The sequence below is a fragment of the Terrabacter sp. RAF57 genome, assembly GCF_052113925.1.
GTDB lineage: Bacteria > Actinomycetota > Actinomycetes > Actinomycetales > Dermatophilaceae > Terrabacter.
In genome coordinates, this window is the sequence record NZ_JBFRDT010000001.1 from 115821 (window position 1) to 134960 (window position 19140).

The window sequence follows — 19140 nt, forward strand, 5'->3', positions numbered from 1 at the left end:
TCGCCACCCATCCTAGGCCGACTCAGACGTGATCCCGGTCGTCCGCATCGCCGAGCGCCTCGTGTGCCGCGGTGACGGCCTCGATGTCGGCGATCTCGTCGACACGCGAGGTGCCCTTGACCACGGCGCGGATGACGCCGGCGAGCAGGACGAGCCCGACGAGGATGCCGCCGACCCAGTAGATGGCGGCGTCGAGCGGGTTGGCCGACACGGGGATCGTGGCGGGCGAGCCGATCTGGGTGCCGTCGGCGGTCGTGAGAAAGGCACGGATCTCGGCGCGCCCCGCGGCCACCGCGGCGACCTCGACGGGGACGTTGGTGCGCGAGGACGGTCCGATCGTCACGGGGTCGGGCTGCTCGACGATCCGGATGCGGGGGTTGTCGGGCACGAGCCGCAGGCGGATGTCCTCGACGGTGTAGTCGAGACCGTTCTCGACCGTGATGCGCAACGTGCCGTTCTCGGCGAGCAGGTTGATCGTGCTCGTGCGCGGCACGACCCGGATGGCGCTCGTGGCGGCCTTGATGTCGGCGTCCACCGAGTTGGACAGGGTGACCCACCCGGCAGGGTTCCAGCGCCACCGGGCGCTTGCGAGCCCGTCGAGCACCTCGCGGTAGGTGCGCTCGAACTCCTCTCCGTCCCGCAGCACCGACGAGACGCTGAGGAGCGTGTCGCGCTGGTCGGCCATCCGGGCGAGCCGGCGCGCGTTGAGCACGGGCTTCGGGGCGGCGGAGGCCACGGCGGTGGTCGGCCTCGTCTGCGGCACGGCCTTGTCGTTGCCGTTGTCGGTGAGCAGCGACGCGGCGTCGACGGTCTCGAGCCAGGGCGCGCTCGACGTGGCCGCGAGGAAGGTCGCGAGGTCGGCGGCGTCGGGGTCGTAGGTGCGCGGCGCGGTGACGAGCAGGGAGCGCGGCGTGCCGGCGCGCTCGCCGAGCAGCACGAGCGTCTCGGCGAGGTATCGCTGCACCGACAGGACGGGGCTGGGGTCGGTGCGCTTCGGGAGCAGTGCGGACAGACGCGTGTTGTACGCGAGCAGCCGCGTCCCGCTCGCCGTGACCCGCCGCGCGGTCGGGGTGTATGCCGACTCCTTCGTCACAGCCGCGGCGTTGACGACGATGCCGGCGGGCTTCCTGACCGTCGTGCCGGACAGCAGCGTCTTGATGCCCTGCTCGCGCCCGGCGGGCAGGAGGCCGTCGACCGGCCAGACGATGTCGGCCCGGGCCGGCTGCCCGAGGCGGCCCGCGAGGGTGGACGCCCGGCTGACGAGGTCGCGCACGAGGGAGTTCACCGGGTCGACACCGACCGTGGCGGCGACGTCGGCGTCGGCGTACGGCAGGGCCCAGACGCTCCGCCCGCTCAGCTGCGTGACGACGTCGTCGCCGAGGCGCGCGATGGCCAGCGTGGCCTCGGACGGGGTGCCGGCCGGCGGCGGGGTCGACGTCGCCGACGGCGTCGGCGGGGTCTGGGTGGTGCCATCGGGGGCGGGGGCGCTCGTCCCGGCCCCCGGGGCCGGGGTGCCCGGGGTTCCCGTGGCGGACGGGGCGGGAGCCCCCGAGGTGCCGGACGGCGCCGGAGCGGTGGTGCCGCCGGGCGTCGACGTCCCGCTCGGCGTCGGACCGGTCGTCCCGGAGCCGGCGCCCACGTCGGGACCGAGCACCGACGGGTCGACGGCGAGGTCGACCGGCGTTCCACGCGTGCCCTCGAGGATGCGGTCCACCCGCGAGTCGGGGCCGATCGCCTGCTCCCAGGCCGCCAAGCGGGCCGCGTCGTCGCGCGCGGCGAGCGCGACGGTGGGGGGGAGGGTCACGGGCAGGACCGTCGCGACCTTGAGCGGGACGTACTCCTTGCGGCCGTTCCAGGCGATGAAGGTGCGCGTCATGCCGGTGGGCTCGCTCGCGCCCTCCTGGACGACCTCGACGGAGATCGGCAGCGCCGCGAACGCATCGTCGGACCGCAGCCGCTCCCACGGGACCGTCGCGGTGAAGGGCTGCGTCTGACCGGCGGCGACCGTGGCCAGCGACGTCGTGTCGACGGTGCGGCCGGACGTCTCGGTGCGGCCCGTGGCCCAGTCGTCGAGGGCGCTGCGCTGGTTGACCGCCACGTCGCCGCGCACGACCCGGACCTCCGGGCCCGAGAGCGGTCCGGTGAGCGGGGCGGTGACCGTGCCCGTGATCGTGACGTCCTTGCCGGGTCCGACGACGGCGGGTGTCAGCGTGTCGAGCACGACGACGGCGACGTCCTTGGCGGGCACCACGGCGGCTCGGTGGGTGGGGGACGAACCCGGGCGGGTGGCATACGTGCTCAGCCCGGCCGGGGACGGGACGGCGCTCGCAGCCGGGCCGACGGACAGGCCGAGCGCCGCGAGCGTCGCTGCCGTGGCGGTCAGCCGGCGCACGAGGTGGCTCCCGCGGCGCCCCCTCGTGTCGGGACGCCGCGACCCTCGAAGGATCACGCCGTCCCCGCCAGCCGGTTCCACGCCGCCTGCGCGATGCGACGCTCGTTGGGGAAGGTGAGCCTGCGGTGCACCTCGTCGAGGCGCATCCAGGCGACGTCGATGGCCTCGTGGTCGGGGTCGTTCTCGATGGAGAGCTCACCGCCCGTGGCCTCGAGGAGGTAGTGGTGCACGAACTTGTGGACGCGCTTGTTGGACGTCGCGAACCAGTAGTCGATGGTGCCGAGCTCGACGAGCACGCGGCCCACGATGCCGGTCTCCTCGGCCACCTCGCGCGCGGCCGTCTCGACGAGCGTCTCGCCCGGCTCGACGTGGCCCTTGGGCAGACACCACTCGACGCGGCCGGCCCGGTTGCGGCGAGCGATGATCGCGATGAGGGCCAGGCCCTCCTGCACGTCCACGACGATGCCGCCCGCAGAACGCTCCTCGACGGCGGGCAGACGCCTCCCCGGCACGGGGCTGGGGACGGGCTGCGCGCTCACATCGCCACCATAACGGGCAAGGCCCGGAGCGCTCTCGTCGTCGGGGAGACCCCGCCCGCGAGGGTGCCGACCGGCGTGTCCGGGGCGGGGTCGGTCGGGTCCCCGTCGGGTCCCCGTCGACTCCCGGGCGCGTATGCGTGGGCCACCCCTCGCGTACGCGCGCGGTCAGGAGCAGCGCGAACGCTCACTAGGCTGGTCGGGTGCCTGACCGTTCCGACACGCCCCTCGCCGACAGCCACGAGCCGGTCGACGCCGGACTCCCGCTCCTACGGGCCGCCGTCGCCCGGCTCGCACCCGTCCTGCCCATGCTGACCGAGCTGGGGGAGCGGTTCGCCGCCGCGGGGCACGAGCTGGCCCTCGTCGGCGGGCCGGTACGCGACGCCTTCCTCGGGCGTGTCTCACCCGACCTCGACCTCACCTCCGACGCCCGTCCCGACGACATCCTGGCGCTCGTCATCGGATGGGCCGACGCGCACTGGGACATCGGTCGCGAGTTCGGCACGATCGGCCTGCGCAAGGGTGCGCACGTCATCGAGATCACGACCTACCGCGCCGACACCTACGACCGCACGTCACGCAAGCCCGAGGTGATGTTCGGCGACCACCTCGAGGGCGACCTCGTCCGGCGCGACTTCACCGTCAACGCCATGGCGATCCGGCTGCCGAGCCTCGAGTTCGTCGACGTCCACGGCGGGCTCTCCGACCTCGTGCGGCAGCGCCTCATGACACCGGCCGCGCCCGAGGAGTCCTTCGCCGACGACCCGCTGCGGATGATGCGGGCGGCGCGCTTCGCCTCGCAGCTCGGCTTCGACGTCGCGCCCGAGGTGCGGGCCGCGATGGTCGAGCGGGCCGGGACGCTCTCGATCATCTCGGCCGAACGGGTCCGCGACGAGTTCACCAAGCTGCTCCTGTCGCCCCAGCCCCGGCTCGGTCTGACCCTCCTCGTCGACACCGGCCTCGCCCAGGTCTTCCTGCCCGAGCTGCCCGCGCTGCGCCTAGAGCTCGACGAGCACCACCGGCACAAGGACGTCTACGACCACTCGCTCATCGTCCTCGAGCAGGCGATCGACCTCGAGGGCCCCGCCGACGGTCCGCCGGAGTCGGTGCCGGGCCCCGACCTCGTGCTGCGTCTCGCCGCCCTGCTCCACGACATCGGCAAGCCGGCCACCCGGCGCTTCGAGGACGGCGGCGGCGTCTCCTTCCACCACCACGAGCTCGTCGGCGCCAAGCTCGCGAGCAAGCGGATGAAGGCGATGCGCTTCGACAAGGACACGACCAAGCAGGTCGCACGCCTCGTCGAGCTGCACCTGCGCTTCCACGGCTACGGCGACGGGCAGTGGACCGACTCGGCCGTGCGGCGCTACGTCAACGACGCCGGACCACTGCTCACGCGCCTGCACCGCCTGACGCGGTCGGACTGCACGACGCGCAACGCCCGCAAGGCGCAGCGGCTGTCGCGGGCCTACGACGACCTCGAGAAGCGCATCGAGCGCCTGGCGGCCGAGGAGGAGCTGGCGAGCGTCCGTCCCGAGCTCGACGGCAACGAGATCGCCGAGGCCCTGGCCATCCGTCCCGGTCCGGTGCTGGGAGAGGCCTACGACTTCCTCCTGTCGGTCCGCCTCGACGACGGGCCCATCGGCAAGGACGCCGCCCGCGAGAAGCTGCTCGCCTGGTGGGCCGCCCGCGAGTCGGTGGGCTGACGGTTCGAGGCCCTCGGGCTCCGCCCTGTGTCCGCGCCTGAACGGGCTGCGGCGCGTGGGCTGCGCCTGAGCGGCCGCCCATCGTGCGGTGGGGAGTTCTCCCCATCGCGGCGCCGGGTGGTGCGGTCGTACGCTCGACGGGACCTCGTTCCCGCGCCGCCATCGCCGCCGTGACGGTGCGTCACCCGATCTGACACGGCATGCCGTGAATGATTGACTGACCGCGCCGTCCCCGACCCCCGCGGGAACGACCGAAAGGAACGAGCCCATGAGCACCCTCGCCTACCCGAGCGCCGACTTCCCGGGCCAGCCGTCGGTGGCCCTCGAGGTGCCGGAGGGCTGGGAGCCCGCGCACGCGCCGGGAACGACGATGGCGGCGCGACTCCCGCGCGAGGGGTCCTTCGCACCCAACGTCGTCGTCACGATCGAGCAGTGCGGGCCGTCCTTCCGCATCGAGGACTCCCTCGAGCAGATCGCCTCCCTGGCCACCTCGCGGGGCGGAGCCGTCTCCGAGCCGTATGCCGCCGACCTCGGGGGCGCGCAGTTCGTCGGCTGCGACGCGACGTGGCCGGACGCAGACGTCGAGACCGTCCTGCAGGCCAACCTCTTCCACCTCGTGACCTCCGGGGCGTCCGCCGCGGCCGATGCCCCGGCACACCTCGTCCAGCTGACCGGCGCCGTGGGTGGCGCCGACGCCCTGGCTGACTACGAGCTCATCCGCCAGGTGCTGACGACGGCGCGCGTCACCCCGTGGGGCTCCGCGGACGACTCGGACGCCGGCGCTGCCACCGCTGCCACCGACCTGGACGTGGACGCATGAGCACGACGCTACCGGCCATCTCGGCAGGCCTGGCCACCGATGTCGGTCGGGTCCGGGCGCACAACGAGGACTCTGCGTGCACGCGGGGCACCGTCTACGTCGTCGCCGACGGCATGGGTGGCCATGCTGCGGGCGAGGTCGCGAGCCGGATCGCCGCCGAGACCGTCGCCGAGCTCGCCGACCGGCCCGTCGTGCAGGTGCGCGACGTCGTCGCCCAGGTCGGCGAGGCCAACCGCCGCATCCTCGCGTCGGCCGCGCGACACCCCGAGCAGACCGGGATGGGCACGACCGTCGCCGGCCTCGCCCTCGTGTCCGTCGGGGGGTCGCGCCACTGGGCGGTCTTCAACATCGGCGACTCCCGCGTCTACCGCTGCCTCGACGGCCGGCTCTCGCAGGTGACCGTCGACCACTCGGAGGTCTGGGAGCTCGTCGAGCGGGGCCTCATCACCCCGGAGCAGGCGCACCGCCACCCCGGGCGCAACGTCGTCACGCGCTCGCTCGGGCGCGACCCGATGGGTGTCGTCGACACGTGGGTCTTCCCGCCCTACCCCGGCGAGGCGTTCGTCATCTGCTCCGACGGTCTGTCCAACGAGCTCACCCGGGAGGAGATCGAGGCCGTCCTCGCCGATCACCCCGACGCCGACGAGGCCGCCGAGGAGCTCGTGCGACGTGGTGTCGCAGCCGGTGGCCGCGACAACGTCACTGCTATCGTCGTCGCCGTACAGGGCGAGGACTCCGACTCGGACGTCGACGAGGACACGACCCCGCGCGAGAACGTGAACGGCTCATCAGGGGAGAGCAGGTCGTAGACGTGAGTGGCCCGTCCGTGGTTGTCGACCGGGCCCCCGAAGGGTGGACGCACATCGGGGGCCCCGGCATGCACCTGCTCATCGGACTCGACGAGGACGACGAGCGCACCATCGCCGCGAGCGACGCGGCCGACGGCGGTGACATCGACGACGTCGTCGAGGTGCTGACGGCCGGCGGGATGCGCAAGGCGCACCACTTCGTCGGCGTGCACTGGCAGCCCCGCACGCGCATCGTCGCCTTCGGGCCGGTCTCGGCTCTCGTGACCCTCGCTGACGGCACCGAGCACGACGTGCGAGCCACGAGCAGCAAGGTCTGGACGGACCTCGAGCTCCCAGAGCACCCCGACCGGATCGTGCTCCGCGTGCTCGAGGAGTCCGAGCGGGCGCAGCCCGTGCCTCGGCAGGGCCTCGCGGCCGGATCGCCGTCGCCCGGCACCGCATCCGCGGCAGCGCTCGTCGGCGAGTCGGCGCAGCCCACCGTGCCGGACGAGCCCGCCGACGCGACCCCGCAGCAGACGGCGGCGTCCATCGCTGCGGCCGGTGCGCCGGTGGTGAGCGGGCAGCACGTGGACCATCCCGACGCAGCGGCGGTGTCCGAGCCGGAGGGGGCGCCCGGGCGCGACGACGCCACGGGGTCGGGCGGCATCCCGACCTTCGCCACATCGACAGCGGACGGCAGGGCGTCCTCGGACCGTCCTGACGCGCAGAGCCTGCCTGGCCGCTCGACGTGGGAACGCAGCTGGGCCCAGGGTGGCACTCCACCGACGACATCCGACGTCAGCGCCTCGAACGACGAATCCACCTCTGCTGCAGCGACGTCCGACATGTCGGGTGCGAAAGAGCCTGCAGCGCAAGGTCATTCCCAGAGTGCGGCCGAGCCCTCCCGCGCGCCGGAGGTCGTCGCCACAGGGCCTCTCCCCGCTCCGCTGCCGGCGCTCCGCTCGTGGACCTCGGTCACCCCGGCCGTGCCGGTTCGTGCCACCCCGTCGAGCGACCTCCTGGGTGACGGGGCAGGTGCGTCCGGCGAGACACCCGCCCCCGCCGCTGCATCCGGTCACGACACGTCCGTGCCGTCCGTGCCGTCCGTGCCGTCCGTGCCGTCCGTGCCGTCCGTGCCGTCCGTGCCGTCCGTGCCGTCCATGCCGTCCGTGCCGTCCGAGCCGGTGACGCCGCCGACTCAGCCGACGGCCTCCTCGCCGACCGAGGCCGTCGCTCCGGCGCCCTCGCCGTCCACCGCGCCCGTGGCGCCGACGTCCCCGTCACCCGTCGCCCTGACGGCACCGGCGACGACACCCGTACCGACAGCGCCCACAGGGCCGACAGCGCCGGGGCCGGTGGCCGACGACCTGCCCGCGGCGGCGCCGCGTGACGTCGACTCGACGTGGGCCGGCCGCCCGGTGCTCGAGCCCGACGCGTCCCCGACGTCGACGACTCCGTCCGCCCCGGTGGCCGGAGCGGTCCGTCGTCCGGCCGCGGGGCCCACCACCTCCGCACTCGACGACCCTGACGAGACGGACGACGCGGACGACGACCAGCCCGCTGCGCCGCCGAGCTACGACTACCTCTTCGGCCACACCACGGCCGCCGACGAGCACCGCAAGGTGCTTGCGTCACTGACGCGGTCCGACGACGACGAGGCCGGGCACGACGAGGACGACCACCTTCCCAACCCGTCGGTCCCGTCCGTCGCCGACGCCTCCGACGCGCCGGTCACGAACGCTGCCCCGGCGCCCGAGGTGCCGGCGCGGCCCATCCCGTCGGCGCCCGTCGTGCCCGAGGGTGGCCTCATCTCCTCCGTGCCGTGGGCCCGGTCCACCCCGGCCGCCGAGGTGCCCGAGCCCGAGCCGGAGCCGGAGGTCCCGACCTTCTCGGGGCGGCACACGCCGCCGCCGGCCCCGAGCCTGCTCCCCCCGATGAACACCCCGCCCCCCGGCGTCCGCGCACCAGAGGCGACCCCGCTCATCTCGACCGGACCGCCGCAGGCGAGCACCGCCCCCGCACCCGCGCAGACCGCGCCATCCACACCGACGGCGGCGACGGCATACGCCAGCGCGGCGCAGCCGCCTGCCGAGCCCACCTTCGACGTGCCCGTCTCGCTCCCCGTCGCCCTGCCCCCGGTCCCCCCGGTCCCCCCGGCGGCTACGGGCGCGGAACCCGTCGCGGACCCGCCCGCGCACACCGCCGACATCGGCGCGGGGACCGACGACGACGAGACGGAGCTGACCGTCGACCGAAGCGCCCTCCTCGAGGCACGCAACGCCGCGCAGAACCAGACCTTCTCCGGACCCAGCGTCCTCGCCGTCCTCTGCTCAGCGGGCCACCCGACGCCTCCGCACAGTGATCGCTGTCGGGTGTGCGGCTCGAGCATCCCGCCGCAGGAGCCGTTCACGATGCCGCGACCGCCGCTGGGCGTGCTCCGCCTGTCGACGGGTGACGTCGTGACCCTCGACCGCAGCGTGCTGCTCGGCCGCGCGCCGAAGCTCGGCGACGGCCTGGCCGTCCACGACCGACCGCACGTGGTCAAGGTCCCGAGCCCCGAGCGCGACGTCTCGCGCAACCACGTCGAGGTCATCCTCGAGGGCTGGCACGTGCTCATCCGTGACCTCGGGACGACCAACGGCACGACGGTGACGCTGCCCGGCGAGAGCCCCCGCCGCCTGCGTGCCAACGACCAGCAGGTCCTCGAGCCCGGGTCGCTCGTGTCCATGGCCGACGAGGTCTCCTTCACCTTCGAGGCGGCGTCGTGACCCGCACGCCCGACCACCACCTGCCGGCCGCGGACGGAGGTGCCTCGTGAAGAAGGGTGCGCCCCCGAAGATCCCGGGCCTCGTCTTCGTCCAGCCGCTCGGCTCCGGCGGCTACGCCGACGTCTTCCTCTACGAGCAGCAGAGCCCCCGCATGCCGGTCGCGGTCAAGGTGCTCAAGTCCGAGGGCCTGACCGACGCGCTGCGTCAGCAGTTCGTCGAGGAGGCCGACACCATGGCCGCCCTCGGCGACCACCCGTACATCGTGCAGGTCTTCCGTTCGGGTGCGTCCGACGACGGCCGGCCCTACCTCGTCATGAAGTACTACCCGCCGCCCAACCTGGCGATGCGGGCCCGGGCCGAGCGCTTCTCGGTCGAGGACGTCCTGCGCACCGGCATCCAGCTCGCGAGTGCCGTCGAGACGGCACACCGCGCCCACATCACGCACCGCGACATCAAGCCGGCCAACGTCCTCGTCAGCGCCTACGGCGCCCCGGGCCTGACCGACTTCGGCATCGCCGGTCGCGGCGCCCGCGAGGGCGACGCCCCGGCCGAGGCCACCGACGACGTCGGCGTCTCGGTGCCGTGGGCCCCGCCGGAGGTGCTCTACGGCCAGAGCAACGGCGACGAGCGCTCCGACGTCTACTCGCTCGCCGCGACCCTGTGGCAGCTGCTCGTCGGCCGTTCGCCGTTCGAGATCCCGGGCGGTGACAACTCGGCGTATGCGTTGATGCCGCGGATCCGGAGCACCGCGCCGCCCGCGACGGGCCGCCAGGACGTGCCGGCCGGCCTCGAGCGCCTGCTGGCCCAGGCGATGGCCAAGGACCCCGCGCACCGACCGGCGTCGGCGCTCGAGTTCGCCCGGGCGCTGCAGGCGGTCGAGCAGCAGCAGCGGTTGGGCCGCACGCCCATCGTCGTCCTCGACGAGCAGGGTCACACGACGCTCGTCAGCCAGACCCAGGGCTCGCCGACCGGCCGCGGCGGTGACGACGACGACCGGACCCGGATCAAGGCGCCGCAGACCGTGGTGGCCCAACCCGTCGGTCCGTCGCCGACCATGCTCGACGACGAGACGCGCCGCCGCTCCGAGGCCGGCGGCCAGCGGTGGTCGCCCGCACCGATGCCGAGCCCGAGCGTCCCGGCCGCAGCGGCCCCGGTCCGTCCGGCTGCCGTGACCGACCCGGTGCGGAGCCAGACCGCTCCGCTCGGGAGCGACTCCGCCGAGGAGGCGACGGTCCGTCGCGCCGCGAGCACGCAAGGGACACAAGCACTTCCGGCTTCCGGGCCGGCATCGACGTCCCCGCTCGCGAAGCCCGCGGTGCTCTGGGGTCTGGCCGCCTCGGTCGTCGTCCTCGTCGGTCTCGTCGTCTTCCCCGTGCTGCAGTCCGGGTCCGGTGACCCGACTCCGGCGACGCCCACGCCGAGCGCCACCATCTCGATGCCGGGTGACGACAGCGCGATCGGCGACGGAGTCTTCGACAAGCCCACCATCTCGGCGACGTCGGGGCGGGGCAGTGTCCGTTTCACGTGGAACTACCCGCAGCCCTCCACGAAGGACACGTTCCGGGTGTCCTACGGACCGACGCCGTCCGACGCGGGGAACCCGGAGCGGGCCAGGCTCGTCTCCGTCACGGCCAGGACGTACACCGTCAAGGCACCGAAGGGCACCAAGGTGTGTGCCACCGTCGTCGTGGCCCGCGCGGGCCAGGCCTCCCCGGGGGCCGATGTCCAGTGCGAGACCGCGCAGTGAGGGCGGCTGGCACCAGCTGCCTGAGTATGGCGGCGGGTGGACACGAAACGGTCGGACCGGCAACCTCGACGCAGACACCACCAAACCACCACAGACGTCCGTAACGCCGCGCGGCCGGACATCGTTGGCCGCGAACACCCGCGCGAGAGCGTGTCGACAGGGATTAGGGGACCTGATCGTGATCCACAGCAAGGTGACCGTCGTGTTCTGCGGCGAGGAGTACTCCGTGTCACCCGACACCGGCCTGACCATCGGTCGCACCGGCGACGTCGAGGTGGATGACAACCCCTACCTGCACCGCACCTTCCTCGTCGTGTCCTTCGAGAACGGCTTCTGGTGGCTGAGCAACACCGGCTCGACGCTGACGGCCACGGTCGCCGACGAGCAGGGCCTCTTCCAGGCGTGGCTCAACCCGGGCGCGAAGATCCCGCTCGCGATGAAGCAGCTCATCGTCTGGTTCACGGCCGGCCCCACGACCTACGACTTCGAGATCCACGTCGCGAGCCCCGCCTTCACGTCGGTGACGGCCGACCCGCCAGCCGACTCCGACGACGAGGAGGTCGGCGCGGCCACGGTCGGGCGCGTCTCGTTCACCCCCGACCAGAAGCTGCTCATCGTCGCGCTCTGCGAGCCGTTCCTCCGCCGCCGGGAAGCGGGTACGAGTCAGATACCCTCCTCGGCAGCTGCCGCCGACCGGCTCGGCTGGACCATCACCCGTTTCAACCGCAAGCTCGACAACGTCTGCCAGAAGCTCGCCGACGCCGGCACGCGCGGCCTGCACGGCGGCGTCGGCAAGCTCGCGACCAACCGCAAGGCCCGACTCGTCGAGCACGCGCTCTCGACGAAGCTCGTCACCGAGGACGACCTCGCCCTCATCGACGACCCGGCCCGCACCGACACCACGCCAGCTGAAGAGAACCGGGCCGAGCACCGCATGGTCGTCGCCGAACAGGGGAACGCATGAGCACCGCCGCTACCAAGCGACGGGTCGGAGTCATCTCCACCGTCGTCGTCGCCCTCGTCGCGAGCCTGCTCGTGTGGCTCGCCACCCGCAGCGAGGGCGAGGTGGCGCGCAAGGCCGACCTCAACGACGGTGGCGTCTGGGTCACCAACTCCGAGCAGGCGCGCTACGGCCGCATCAACAAGCCGGCGGGGCAGCTCGACGCCGGCGTCCTGTCCGACGGCTCGACCGGCTCGGGTCTCGACATCTTCCAGGACGGCGCCGCGATCGTCGGCTACTCCAAGGCGAGCAACCAGATCGTCCCGATCAACCCGGCCGAGGGCACCCTCGCTCCTGAGCAGTCGATCGTCGTGCCGAAGCCGAGCACGGCCACCGGCAACCGCGTCTTCACCGCCCCGCTCGTCGACGTGCGCGGCGGGACGATCGCGATGATCGACCCGGCCAAGGGCGAGCTGCGGGCGCAGCGGGTCGACGACCGGAGCGGCATCACGGGCCTCGACGCCCTCCAGACGCAGGCCAAGCCGCTCGCGAAGGTGGGCGGCAACTCCGCCGTCGCCGTCGGCGTCGACGGCACGGTGTATGCCGTGTCCGCCGAGGTAGGCACGGTCACCCTGCTGAGGCCCGAGGGCAACGCCTTCGCCAAGCCGGTCACGACGAAGCTCGGCTTCACGTCGAAGTCGGCGCAGGTGACGGCGGTCGGCAGCCACTGGATCGTCTGGGACTCCGCCACCGGCAAGCTCTACTCCGACGCGCTCACCGAGCCGGAGCAGCTCTCGGTCGGCAACGCCGAGCCCGGCAACCCCGCCTTCGCCGCCCTCCAGCAGCCTGGCCCCGACGCGGCGTCCGTCCTCATCCAGGACGAGGCGCAGCTGACGCAGGTCTCCCTGACCGGCGACAGCCCGACGACCGGTGGCGTGAAGCTGAGCCAGGGCGCTCCGGGCCAGCGGCTCTTCCTCTCCGCGCCCGTGCGTCTCGCGAGCTGCATCCACGCGGCGTGGGCCGGGGCCTCCAACGTCTACTACGGCCGCAACTGCGGGTCGCCCACCGACGCCGACACGGTCGACCTCGGAGCGATGAAGAAGGGCGTGCGCACCGACGGCGTCAAGCTGCGCGTCAACCGTGGGCTCATCGTCCTCAACGACCTCGACTCCGGTGACGTCTGGGACATCGACCGCAACCGCGTCAAGATCGACAACTGGAACTCGGTCATCCCGCCGCCGCAGACCGACGACAAGAACAAGAAGAAGGACGAGAACCTCGTCGACGACGAGGTGAGCCGCACGCCGCCCAAGGCGCAGCCGGACAACCTCCAGGTCCGTGCGGGGCGCACCTCGACCCTGCACGTGCTCGACAACGACTCCGACTCGCAGGGCTCGATCCTCGCGATCTCCCCGGGGGACGTCACCCAGCCCGGCGTCGAAGGCATCTCCTCGAGCGCCTCGGCCGACGGCCAGACCGTCCAGGTGACCGTGCCGGAGGAGGCCAGCGGCTCGTTCTCCTTCGACTACACCGTCAACAACGGCACGACCGCCAAGAACGGCCGGGCCACGGCCAAGGTCAACGTCCGCATCGTCGGCGCCGACACCAACACCCCGCCGAAGATCCGTACGGGTCAGGCCAAGCTCGCCCAGGCGAAGTACCCCGTCGTCGCGAGCGGCTCGGTGCGCATCGGCGTCATCGCCGACTGGCGCGACGCCGAGAACGACCCGATCCAGGTCTCGGCGGTCGACCCGACCACCACGGGCGTCGACGGCTCCGGCGCGCTCACGGTCAAGGCGCAGGGCGACAAGGGCGACCAGGTCGTCGACTACGTCGTCGACGACGGCCGCGGCGGCACCCAGAAGGCGTCGGTCACGCTCGACGTGCTGAGCGAGCAGGACAGCAAGGCCGTCCCGCCGAAGACGCAGCCCGACGTCGTGCGGGCGGTCGTCGGCAAGCCGGTGCAGCTCCAGCCGCTCGGCAACGACATCGCCGGCGCCGACCCGACCGACCCGCAGGCCCGCATGCGCCTCGCGCAGTCGGTCAAGGGCCCGGGCCAGCTCAAGCTCGACACCAACCTCGACACGAGCGTCCTCACCGTCACGGGGCAGACCCCCGGCACCTCGACGGTGACGTATGCCGCCCAGGTCGGTTCCGGCGTCAGCGTCGGCCGGATCCGCGTCGACATCCTGCCGAACCCGTCGGTCGACCTGCCGCCCGTCGCGACGCCGGACGCCGCCGTGCTCCGTGGTCAGACGCCGGTCATCGCCGACGTGCTCTCCAACGACTACAGCCCGCGCAGCGACGTCCTCGTGGTCCAGCGCGTCGTCACCGGTGACGCGTGGCTGCGCGTCTCGGTCGTGCAGGGCCGGTGGGTCCGCGCCGAGGCCACGGCCCCGCTCGACGGTGACACGCCGCGCCGCGGCACCGTCGGCTACACGATCAGCGACGGCACGAAGACCGCGGTCGGACAGCTGTCGGTCGTGCAGAAGCCGGAGCCCAAGGACAAGGTGCTCCCGACGGTCGTCGACGACGTCGCGACCGTCCGCGTCGGTGACGCCGTGACGATCCCGGCGCTGGACAACGACTCCATGAGCGAGGGCATCCCGCTCAAGCTCGACCCCGCCGGCGTCAAGGTGCTCTCCGGTGGCGGTCAGGCCTTCGCCTCCGGCACCGTCGTGCGCTACGTCCCCGACCAGGAGACCCTCAAGGGCCCGAAGTCAGCCATCCTCGAGTACGCCACCTACCCCGAGGGCCTGCGCGCCCGGGCGGTGACGGGGCGCATCAACGTGACGATCAACCCGCTGCCCGATGCGGTGAAGTACCCCAACCAGCCCCCCTCGGCGCGCAGCTTCTCGGCCAGCGTGACCGCCGGTGACACCCTGGCCATCACGGTGCCGACGAGTGGCGTCGACCCCGACGGTGACCTCACCTTCGTCAGCGGGATCGTCGGCGAGGACGGCAAGGCCGTCGACCTCAAGCTCGGTCGCGTCCTCGGCTTCGGTGCCGCGACGATCCGCTACGAGGCCTACCCGCGCAGCGCTGGCACGGAGGTCATCCGCTACCAGCTGCGCGACCGCTTCGGCCTGACGAGCGAGGGCTTCGTGCGCGTCGGCGTCGTCCAGCCGGGCGACCCGCAGCCGCCGGTCGCCGTCGAGGACGACGTCGTCGCCGCACCCGGGCGCACGGTCCACGCCGACGTCCTGTCCAACGACCTCATCGCCGCGGGTGACTCGGTGTCGTTCGTCGACCTGTCGACGCTCAACGACGCCGACGTGCTCAAGGACTTCCAGAAGCAGAAGGACGACACCTTCAAGGTCGTCGCCCCCGAGGACGGCCCGGCCAAGGTGCTGACCTACGGCATCACCGACGGGCTCTTCGACGCGTCGAAGTCGACGTTGACCGTCCGCGGCCAGAAGGACTTCAACAACCCGCCGATCGCCGTCGACGACACCGGCCTCGCCAAGCAGGGCGAGACCTCGATCCTCGTCGACGCGCTCGCCAACGACCGCGACCTCGACGGTGACCAGGCGAGTCTCAAGATCACGAAGTTCATCGGCGACGGCGTCGTCCGCGAGGGTCGCAAGCTGCGCATCCAGCTGCGTCCGCAGGCACGCGTCGTGCCCTACCTCATCGAGGACGCCGACGGCGCGTCGGCCATGGCCCTCATCTACGTGCCGGCCGGCACCAACGGTGCGCCCTACGTCGTCGACGGCAAGACCATCAAGATGGGCGCCGACTCGACGGTCGACGTCAGCCTCGCCGACTACGTCGTCGACCCCCGTGGCGGCAAGGTCTCGGTCACGTCGCCCGAGACGATCTCGACGTCGCCCGACGAGGACCTCCAGTCCGCCCTCTCGTCCGGCACCGAGCTCAAGCTCACCTCCACCAACGGCTACGTCGGACCGGCCGCCCTCATGCTCGAGGTGACGAACGCGACCGGCCCGTCCGACAAGGCGGCCCAGAAGGCGTACGTCACGATCCCGGTCCAGATCGGACCCGACGTGCCGGTGCTCCGCTGCCCCGACCACGAGGTCCGCCTCGTCGCCGACGGCCCGGCCCGCACCTTCGACATCCCGCGGCTCTGCCACGCCTGGCTGCCCACCGGGATGGATGCGAGCACGGCGCAGTACGAAGCGACGTGGGACCCCGCCATCGACCGCGTCGACCTGAACCAGACCGGTGCCGGTGGGCGCCAGGTCGTCCTCAAGGCCCAGCCGGCGGCGCAGGAGGGCTCGACCGGTGCGGTCACCGTCAAGGCCAAGGGCGGCGCGGAGTCCTTCAAGATCAAGGTCCGCGTCGTCAGCGCCCCACCCGCAGCCACGCTGCGTCCCGTTCGCGTCGAGGGCCTCATCGCCGGGACGAGCCGCACCGTCAACCTGTCGCAGTACCTCGACAGCCCGCTGTCCGCTCCCCGCTGCCAGGTGCAGTCGGCCCGGGTCGTCTCGGGCACGGGAGTGAGCGTCACACAGAGCGGCTGCCAGATCACGGTGTCCGCGTCGGACAAGGGCCGTGGCGACGCGCGCATCACGGTTCAGGCCGTCGACGCGCCCGGTCGACCCGCGGCGCTCGGCCAGGTCTCCGTCAGCGTCCGCAGCAAGCCCGACCCCATGGCCGCGCCGACCGCGGTCGCCGACCGCATCCTCGGCAGCAGCGCGCGGGTCGACTTCCGGCCGCCGGCCTACGACGGCGGCCTGCCGATCCAGGCCTACGAGGTCACCGCGATCGGACCGGGTGGTGGCACCAAGGCCTGCTCGTCCTCCCCGTGCACCGTCACGGGGCTGACCAACGGTCAGGACTACTCGTTCACGGTCCGCAGCCGCAACCCCGTCGGCTGGTCCGACCAGAGCCCGCGGAGCAACACCGTGCGGCCCGACACCAAGCCGAAGGCGACGTCGATCACCGACATCACGCCGGGCGACCGCAAGCTGACGGTGCGCTGGAGCGAGCCGCCCAACGAGGGCAGCAAGGTGCTCAAGTACCGCGTCCAGTGGGTCAACATCGGCGGCAGCGCGGGCGCGACCGGCCAGGCCGAGGTGGCCGCACCGGGGCTGACCAAGGTCATCAGCGGCCTCATCAACAACGACGCCTACAACGTCCGGGTCCAGGCCAACAACGAGGCCGGCTGGGGTCCCTTCGGGGCGCAGGTCAAGGCGCAGTCGTTCGGCAAGCCGGCCGCGGTGCCGGCGCCGACGCTGACCCCGCGCGAGCCCGTGCCCGGCGAGGCGAACGCCCAGGTCTCCATCGCCTGGTCCGCGACCGACCCGAACGGGCCGCCCATCACCAAGTACGACGTCTTCCGTCGCACCGGCGGCGGCGCGTGGAACCTCATCGCCACCGTGTCCGGCGGTGACCAGCGCGTCGCGAGCGACACGATCCCCTACCAGGGCCAGACGGTGCAGTACGTCGTCACGGCGACGAACGGCGGACCGGCGACCTCCGACAAGGCCAACTTCAGCAGCTACACCGCCGACGGCATCCCGGAGACGCCCAACCTCACGTCGGTCGCGACGCCGACCGAGAACTACGCGGCGAACGCCTCGTTCAGCCTCGGTGACTCGCGCTCGCGCGGCTACGACAAGGTCAACTGGCGCACCAACGAGGGCCGTTCCGGCTCGTGGGCGTGCGGCAGCGGCTGCTCGGGCGGCACCGCGTCCAACCTCGGCAACAACCAGCAGTCGATGGAGATCCAGGCCTGCAACGTCGCCGGGCGGTGCTCGCCGTGGTCCAACAGCGTCACCTACCACCCCTTCGGTCCGACCCGGGCGATCCGCAACCCGGGCGAGAACCACGACAACAACAGCATCACGTTCACGTGGAACGCGCCGACCAACAACGGCCGCCCGATCACGCAGTACCAGGTGACCGGCGACAAGAACGAGACGTTCGGCGCCGGCCGGGAGTCGACGACGATCGGTGGCCTCGGCTACAGCGACACCCGCACCATCCGGGTCCGCGCCTTCGCGACCGACTCGGGCTGGGGTCCGTACACCTCGATCTCGGGCACGACGAACGCCGCGCCCAAGCCCAAGGTGAACTCGGTCTACAAGGGCAGTGGCTGCGGCGCGACCGGGTGCCTCAAGCCGGACGGCACCCAGTGCGGCTCCAACTGCAACCACATCGGCTACAACCTCTCGAACTACAACGGCGCCATCAGCTGCACCGTCGACAGCTCCGACGGCGGCTGGTCCAACCCCGACAACGGCTCCGGCGGGTCGCACCGCCCGAGCAACGGGGGCAACGACTCCAACAAGTTCTTCGGGTTCCCCAACGGCTGGGTCCGCGTGACCTGCTCGTCGTCGAACGGGTCCGACTCCGCGCAACGCAATCCCTGGGGGTGACGGCCCGCTCCCGCGAGGGAGCCTGCCGCGCCCCGACCCAGCCACACGGCATACCCCACGATCGATGAAACACATGACAGGAGAACGACACCCATGACGGCCACCCCCACCACAGGTCGCATCACGCAGGAGCAGGTCACCTGGTTCGCGCACACCTTCGACCAGCTCGTCGGCAACATCGAGAAGGCCGTCCTCGGCAAGCAGCACGTGACGCGGCTCGCGCTGACCTGCCTGCTCTCCGAGGGGCACATGCTCCTCGAGGACTTCCCGGGCACCGGCAAGACGCAGCTCGCCCGCGCCCTCTCGGCCACGGTGCAGGGCACGCACAGCCGCATCCAGTTCACGCCCGACCTGCTCCCGAGCGACGTCACGGGCGTCACGATCTACGAGCCGACGAAGCAGAGCTTCGAGTTCCACCCGGGCCCGATCTTCGCGACCATCGTGCTCGCCGACGAGATCAACCGCGCCTCGCCGAAGACGCAGTCGGCGCTGCTCGAGGTCATGGAGGAGGGGCGGGTCACCATCGACGGCAAGCCGCACTCCGTCGGTGAGCCGTTCATGGTCATCGCGACCCAGAACCCCATCGAGCAGGCCGGCACCTACCGCCTGCCCGAGGCGCAGCTCGACCGCTTCCTCATGAAGGCGAGCGTCGGCTACCCCGACCACGAGGCGACGATCGCCGTCCTCGCCGACGCCAAGACGCGTGACCGCGCCAAGACGCTGAGCCCGCTCATTGCGAGCAACGTCATCGTCGAGATGTCCAAGCTCGCCGACGAGGTGCACGTCGACCCGGCGATCCTCGGCTACGTCAGCCGGATCGCCGAGGAGTCGCGGCGTCACCCGTCGCTCAAGCTCGGCCTCTCGGTCCGTGGCTGCCTCGCCTACGTCCGCTGCGCCAAGACGTGGGCCGCGAGCCAGGGCCGCACCTACGTCGTGCCCGACGACATCAAGCTGCTCGCCGAGCCGATCCTGAGCCACCGTCTGCTCCTCAACGCCGAGGCGCAGTTCGCCGGAACGACTGTCGAGCAGTGCGTCGACCAGATCCTCGGCGACATCGCGCCGCCGGCCGAGCGCGCCTCGGCCTGACCGCGACCGTCGAAGCAAC

10 protein-coding genes are annotated in these 19140 nt (G+C 72.4%); 8 read left to right on the top strand and 2 right to left on the bottom strand.

Translation table 11 applies throughout. The annotated features are described in order from the left end of the window. Positions 1–22: 22 nt before the first annotated feature. Together AB4Y83_RS00550 and AB4Y83_RS00555 are read right to left on the bottom strand one after the other, a co-directional pair. Positions 23–2392: a DUF6049 family protein gene (locus AB4Y83_RS00550; protein ID WP_442295703.1), complete on the bottom strand. Its 2370-nt coding sequence runs from the start codon at positions 2390–2392 to the stop codon at positions 23–25. A gap of 53 nt (positions 2393–2445) precedes the next feature. After that, entirely contained in the window at positions 2446–2931 is a 486-nt protein-coding gene (locus AB4Y83_RS00555) for an NUDIX hydrolase (RefSeq protein ID WP_020141640.1), read from the bottom strand. A 200-nt stretch (positions 2932–3131) separates the two neighbouring features. Between AB4Y83_RS00555 and AB4Y83_RS00560 the strand changes: the two genes are divergently transcribed. The 8 genes from AB4Y83_RS00560 (at position 3132) to AB4Y83_RS00595 (ending at position 19121) form a co-directional block, all read left to right on the top strand. Next, complete coding sequence (locus AB4Y83_RS00560) at positions 3132–4631, top strand: CCA tRNA nucleotidyltransferase (protein ID WP_442274495.1); 1500 nt, start codon at positions 3132–3134, stop codon at positions 4629–4631. Between the two features lie 268 nt (positions 4632–4899). Continuing rightward, the gene (locus AB4Y83_RS00565; protein ID WP_442295704.1) at positions 4900–5451 is read left to right on the top strand and encodes a hypothetical protein; all 552 of its coding nucleotides are present in this window, start codon (positions 4900–4902) and stop codon (positions 5449–5451) included. Continuing rightward, a complete protein-coding gene (locus AB4Y83_RS00570) occupies positions 5448–6260 on the top strand; it encodes a PP2C family protein-serine/threonine phosphatase (protein WP_442274497.1) in 813 nt (270 codons plus the stop codon). Before AB4Y83_RS00565 ends, AB4Y83_RS00570 begins: the two co-directional genes overlap by 4 nt. A gap of 2 nt (positions 6261–6262) precedes the next feature. Continuing rightward, positions 6263–9007 (top strand): FHA domain-containing protein, encoded by a 2745-nt coding sequence (locus AB4Y83_RS00575; protein WP_442295705.1) that lies wholly within the window; start codon positions 6263–6265, stop codon positions 9005–9007. A gap of 46 nt (positions 9008–9053) precedes the next feature. Beyond that, positions 9054–10754, top strand: coding sequence for a serine/threonine-protein kinase (locus AB4Y83_RS00580; RefSeq protein WP_442295706.1), 1701 nt, complete (start codon positions 9054–9056; stop codon positions 10752–10754). A 178-nt stretch (positions 10755–10932) separates the two neighbouring features. Beyond that, the gene (locus AB4Y83_RS00585) at positions 10933–11718 is read left to right on the top strand and encodes a hypothetical protein (protein WP_442295707.1); all 786 of its coding nucleotides are present in this window, start codon (positions 10933–10935) and stop codon (positions 11716–11718) included. Further along, entirely contained in the window at positions 11715–18035 is a 6321-nt protein-coding gene (locus AB4Y83_RS00590; protein WP_442295708.1) for an Ig-like domain-containing protein, read from the top strand. Before AB4Y83_RS00585 ends, AB4Y83_RS00590 begins: the two co-directional genes overlap by 4 nt. Before the next feature lie 93 nt (positions 18036–18128). Next, a complete protein-coding gene (locus AB4Y83_RS00595; RefSeq protein WP_056779668.1) occupies positions 18129–19121 on the top strand; it encodes an AAA family ATPase in 993 nt (330 codons plus the stop codon). Positions 19122–19140 lie beyond the last annotated feature (19 nt).

Bases quoted from the DNA above. Each gene is read 5' to 3' on its own strand.
- AB4Y83_RS00590 (WP_442295708.1), top strand. From the start codon at position 11,715: ATGAGCACCGCCGCTACCAAGCGACGGGTCGGAGTCATCTCCACCGTC.
- AB4Y83_RS00570 (WP_442274497.1), top strand. From the start codon at position 5,448: ATGAGCACGACGCTACCGGCCATCTCGGCAGGCCTGGCCACCGATGTC.
- AB4Y83_RS00565 (WP_442295704.1), top strand. From the start codon at position 4,900: ATGAGCACCCTCGCCTACCCGAGCGCCGACTTCCCGGGCCAGCCGTCG.
- AB4Y83_RS00595 (WP_056779668.1), top strand. From the start codon at position 18,129: ATGACGGCCACCCCCACCACAGGTCGCATCACGCAGGAGCAGGTCACC.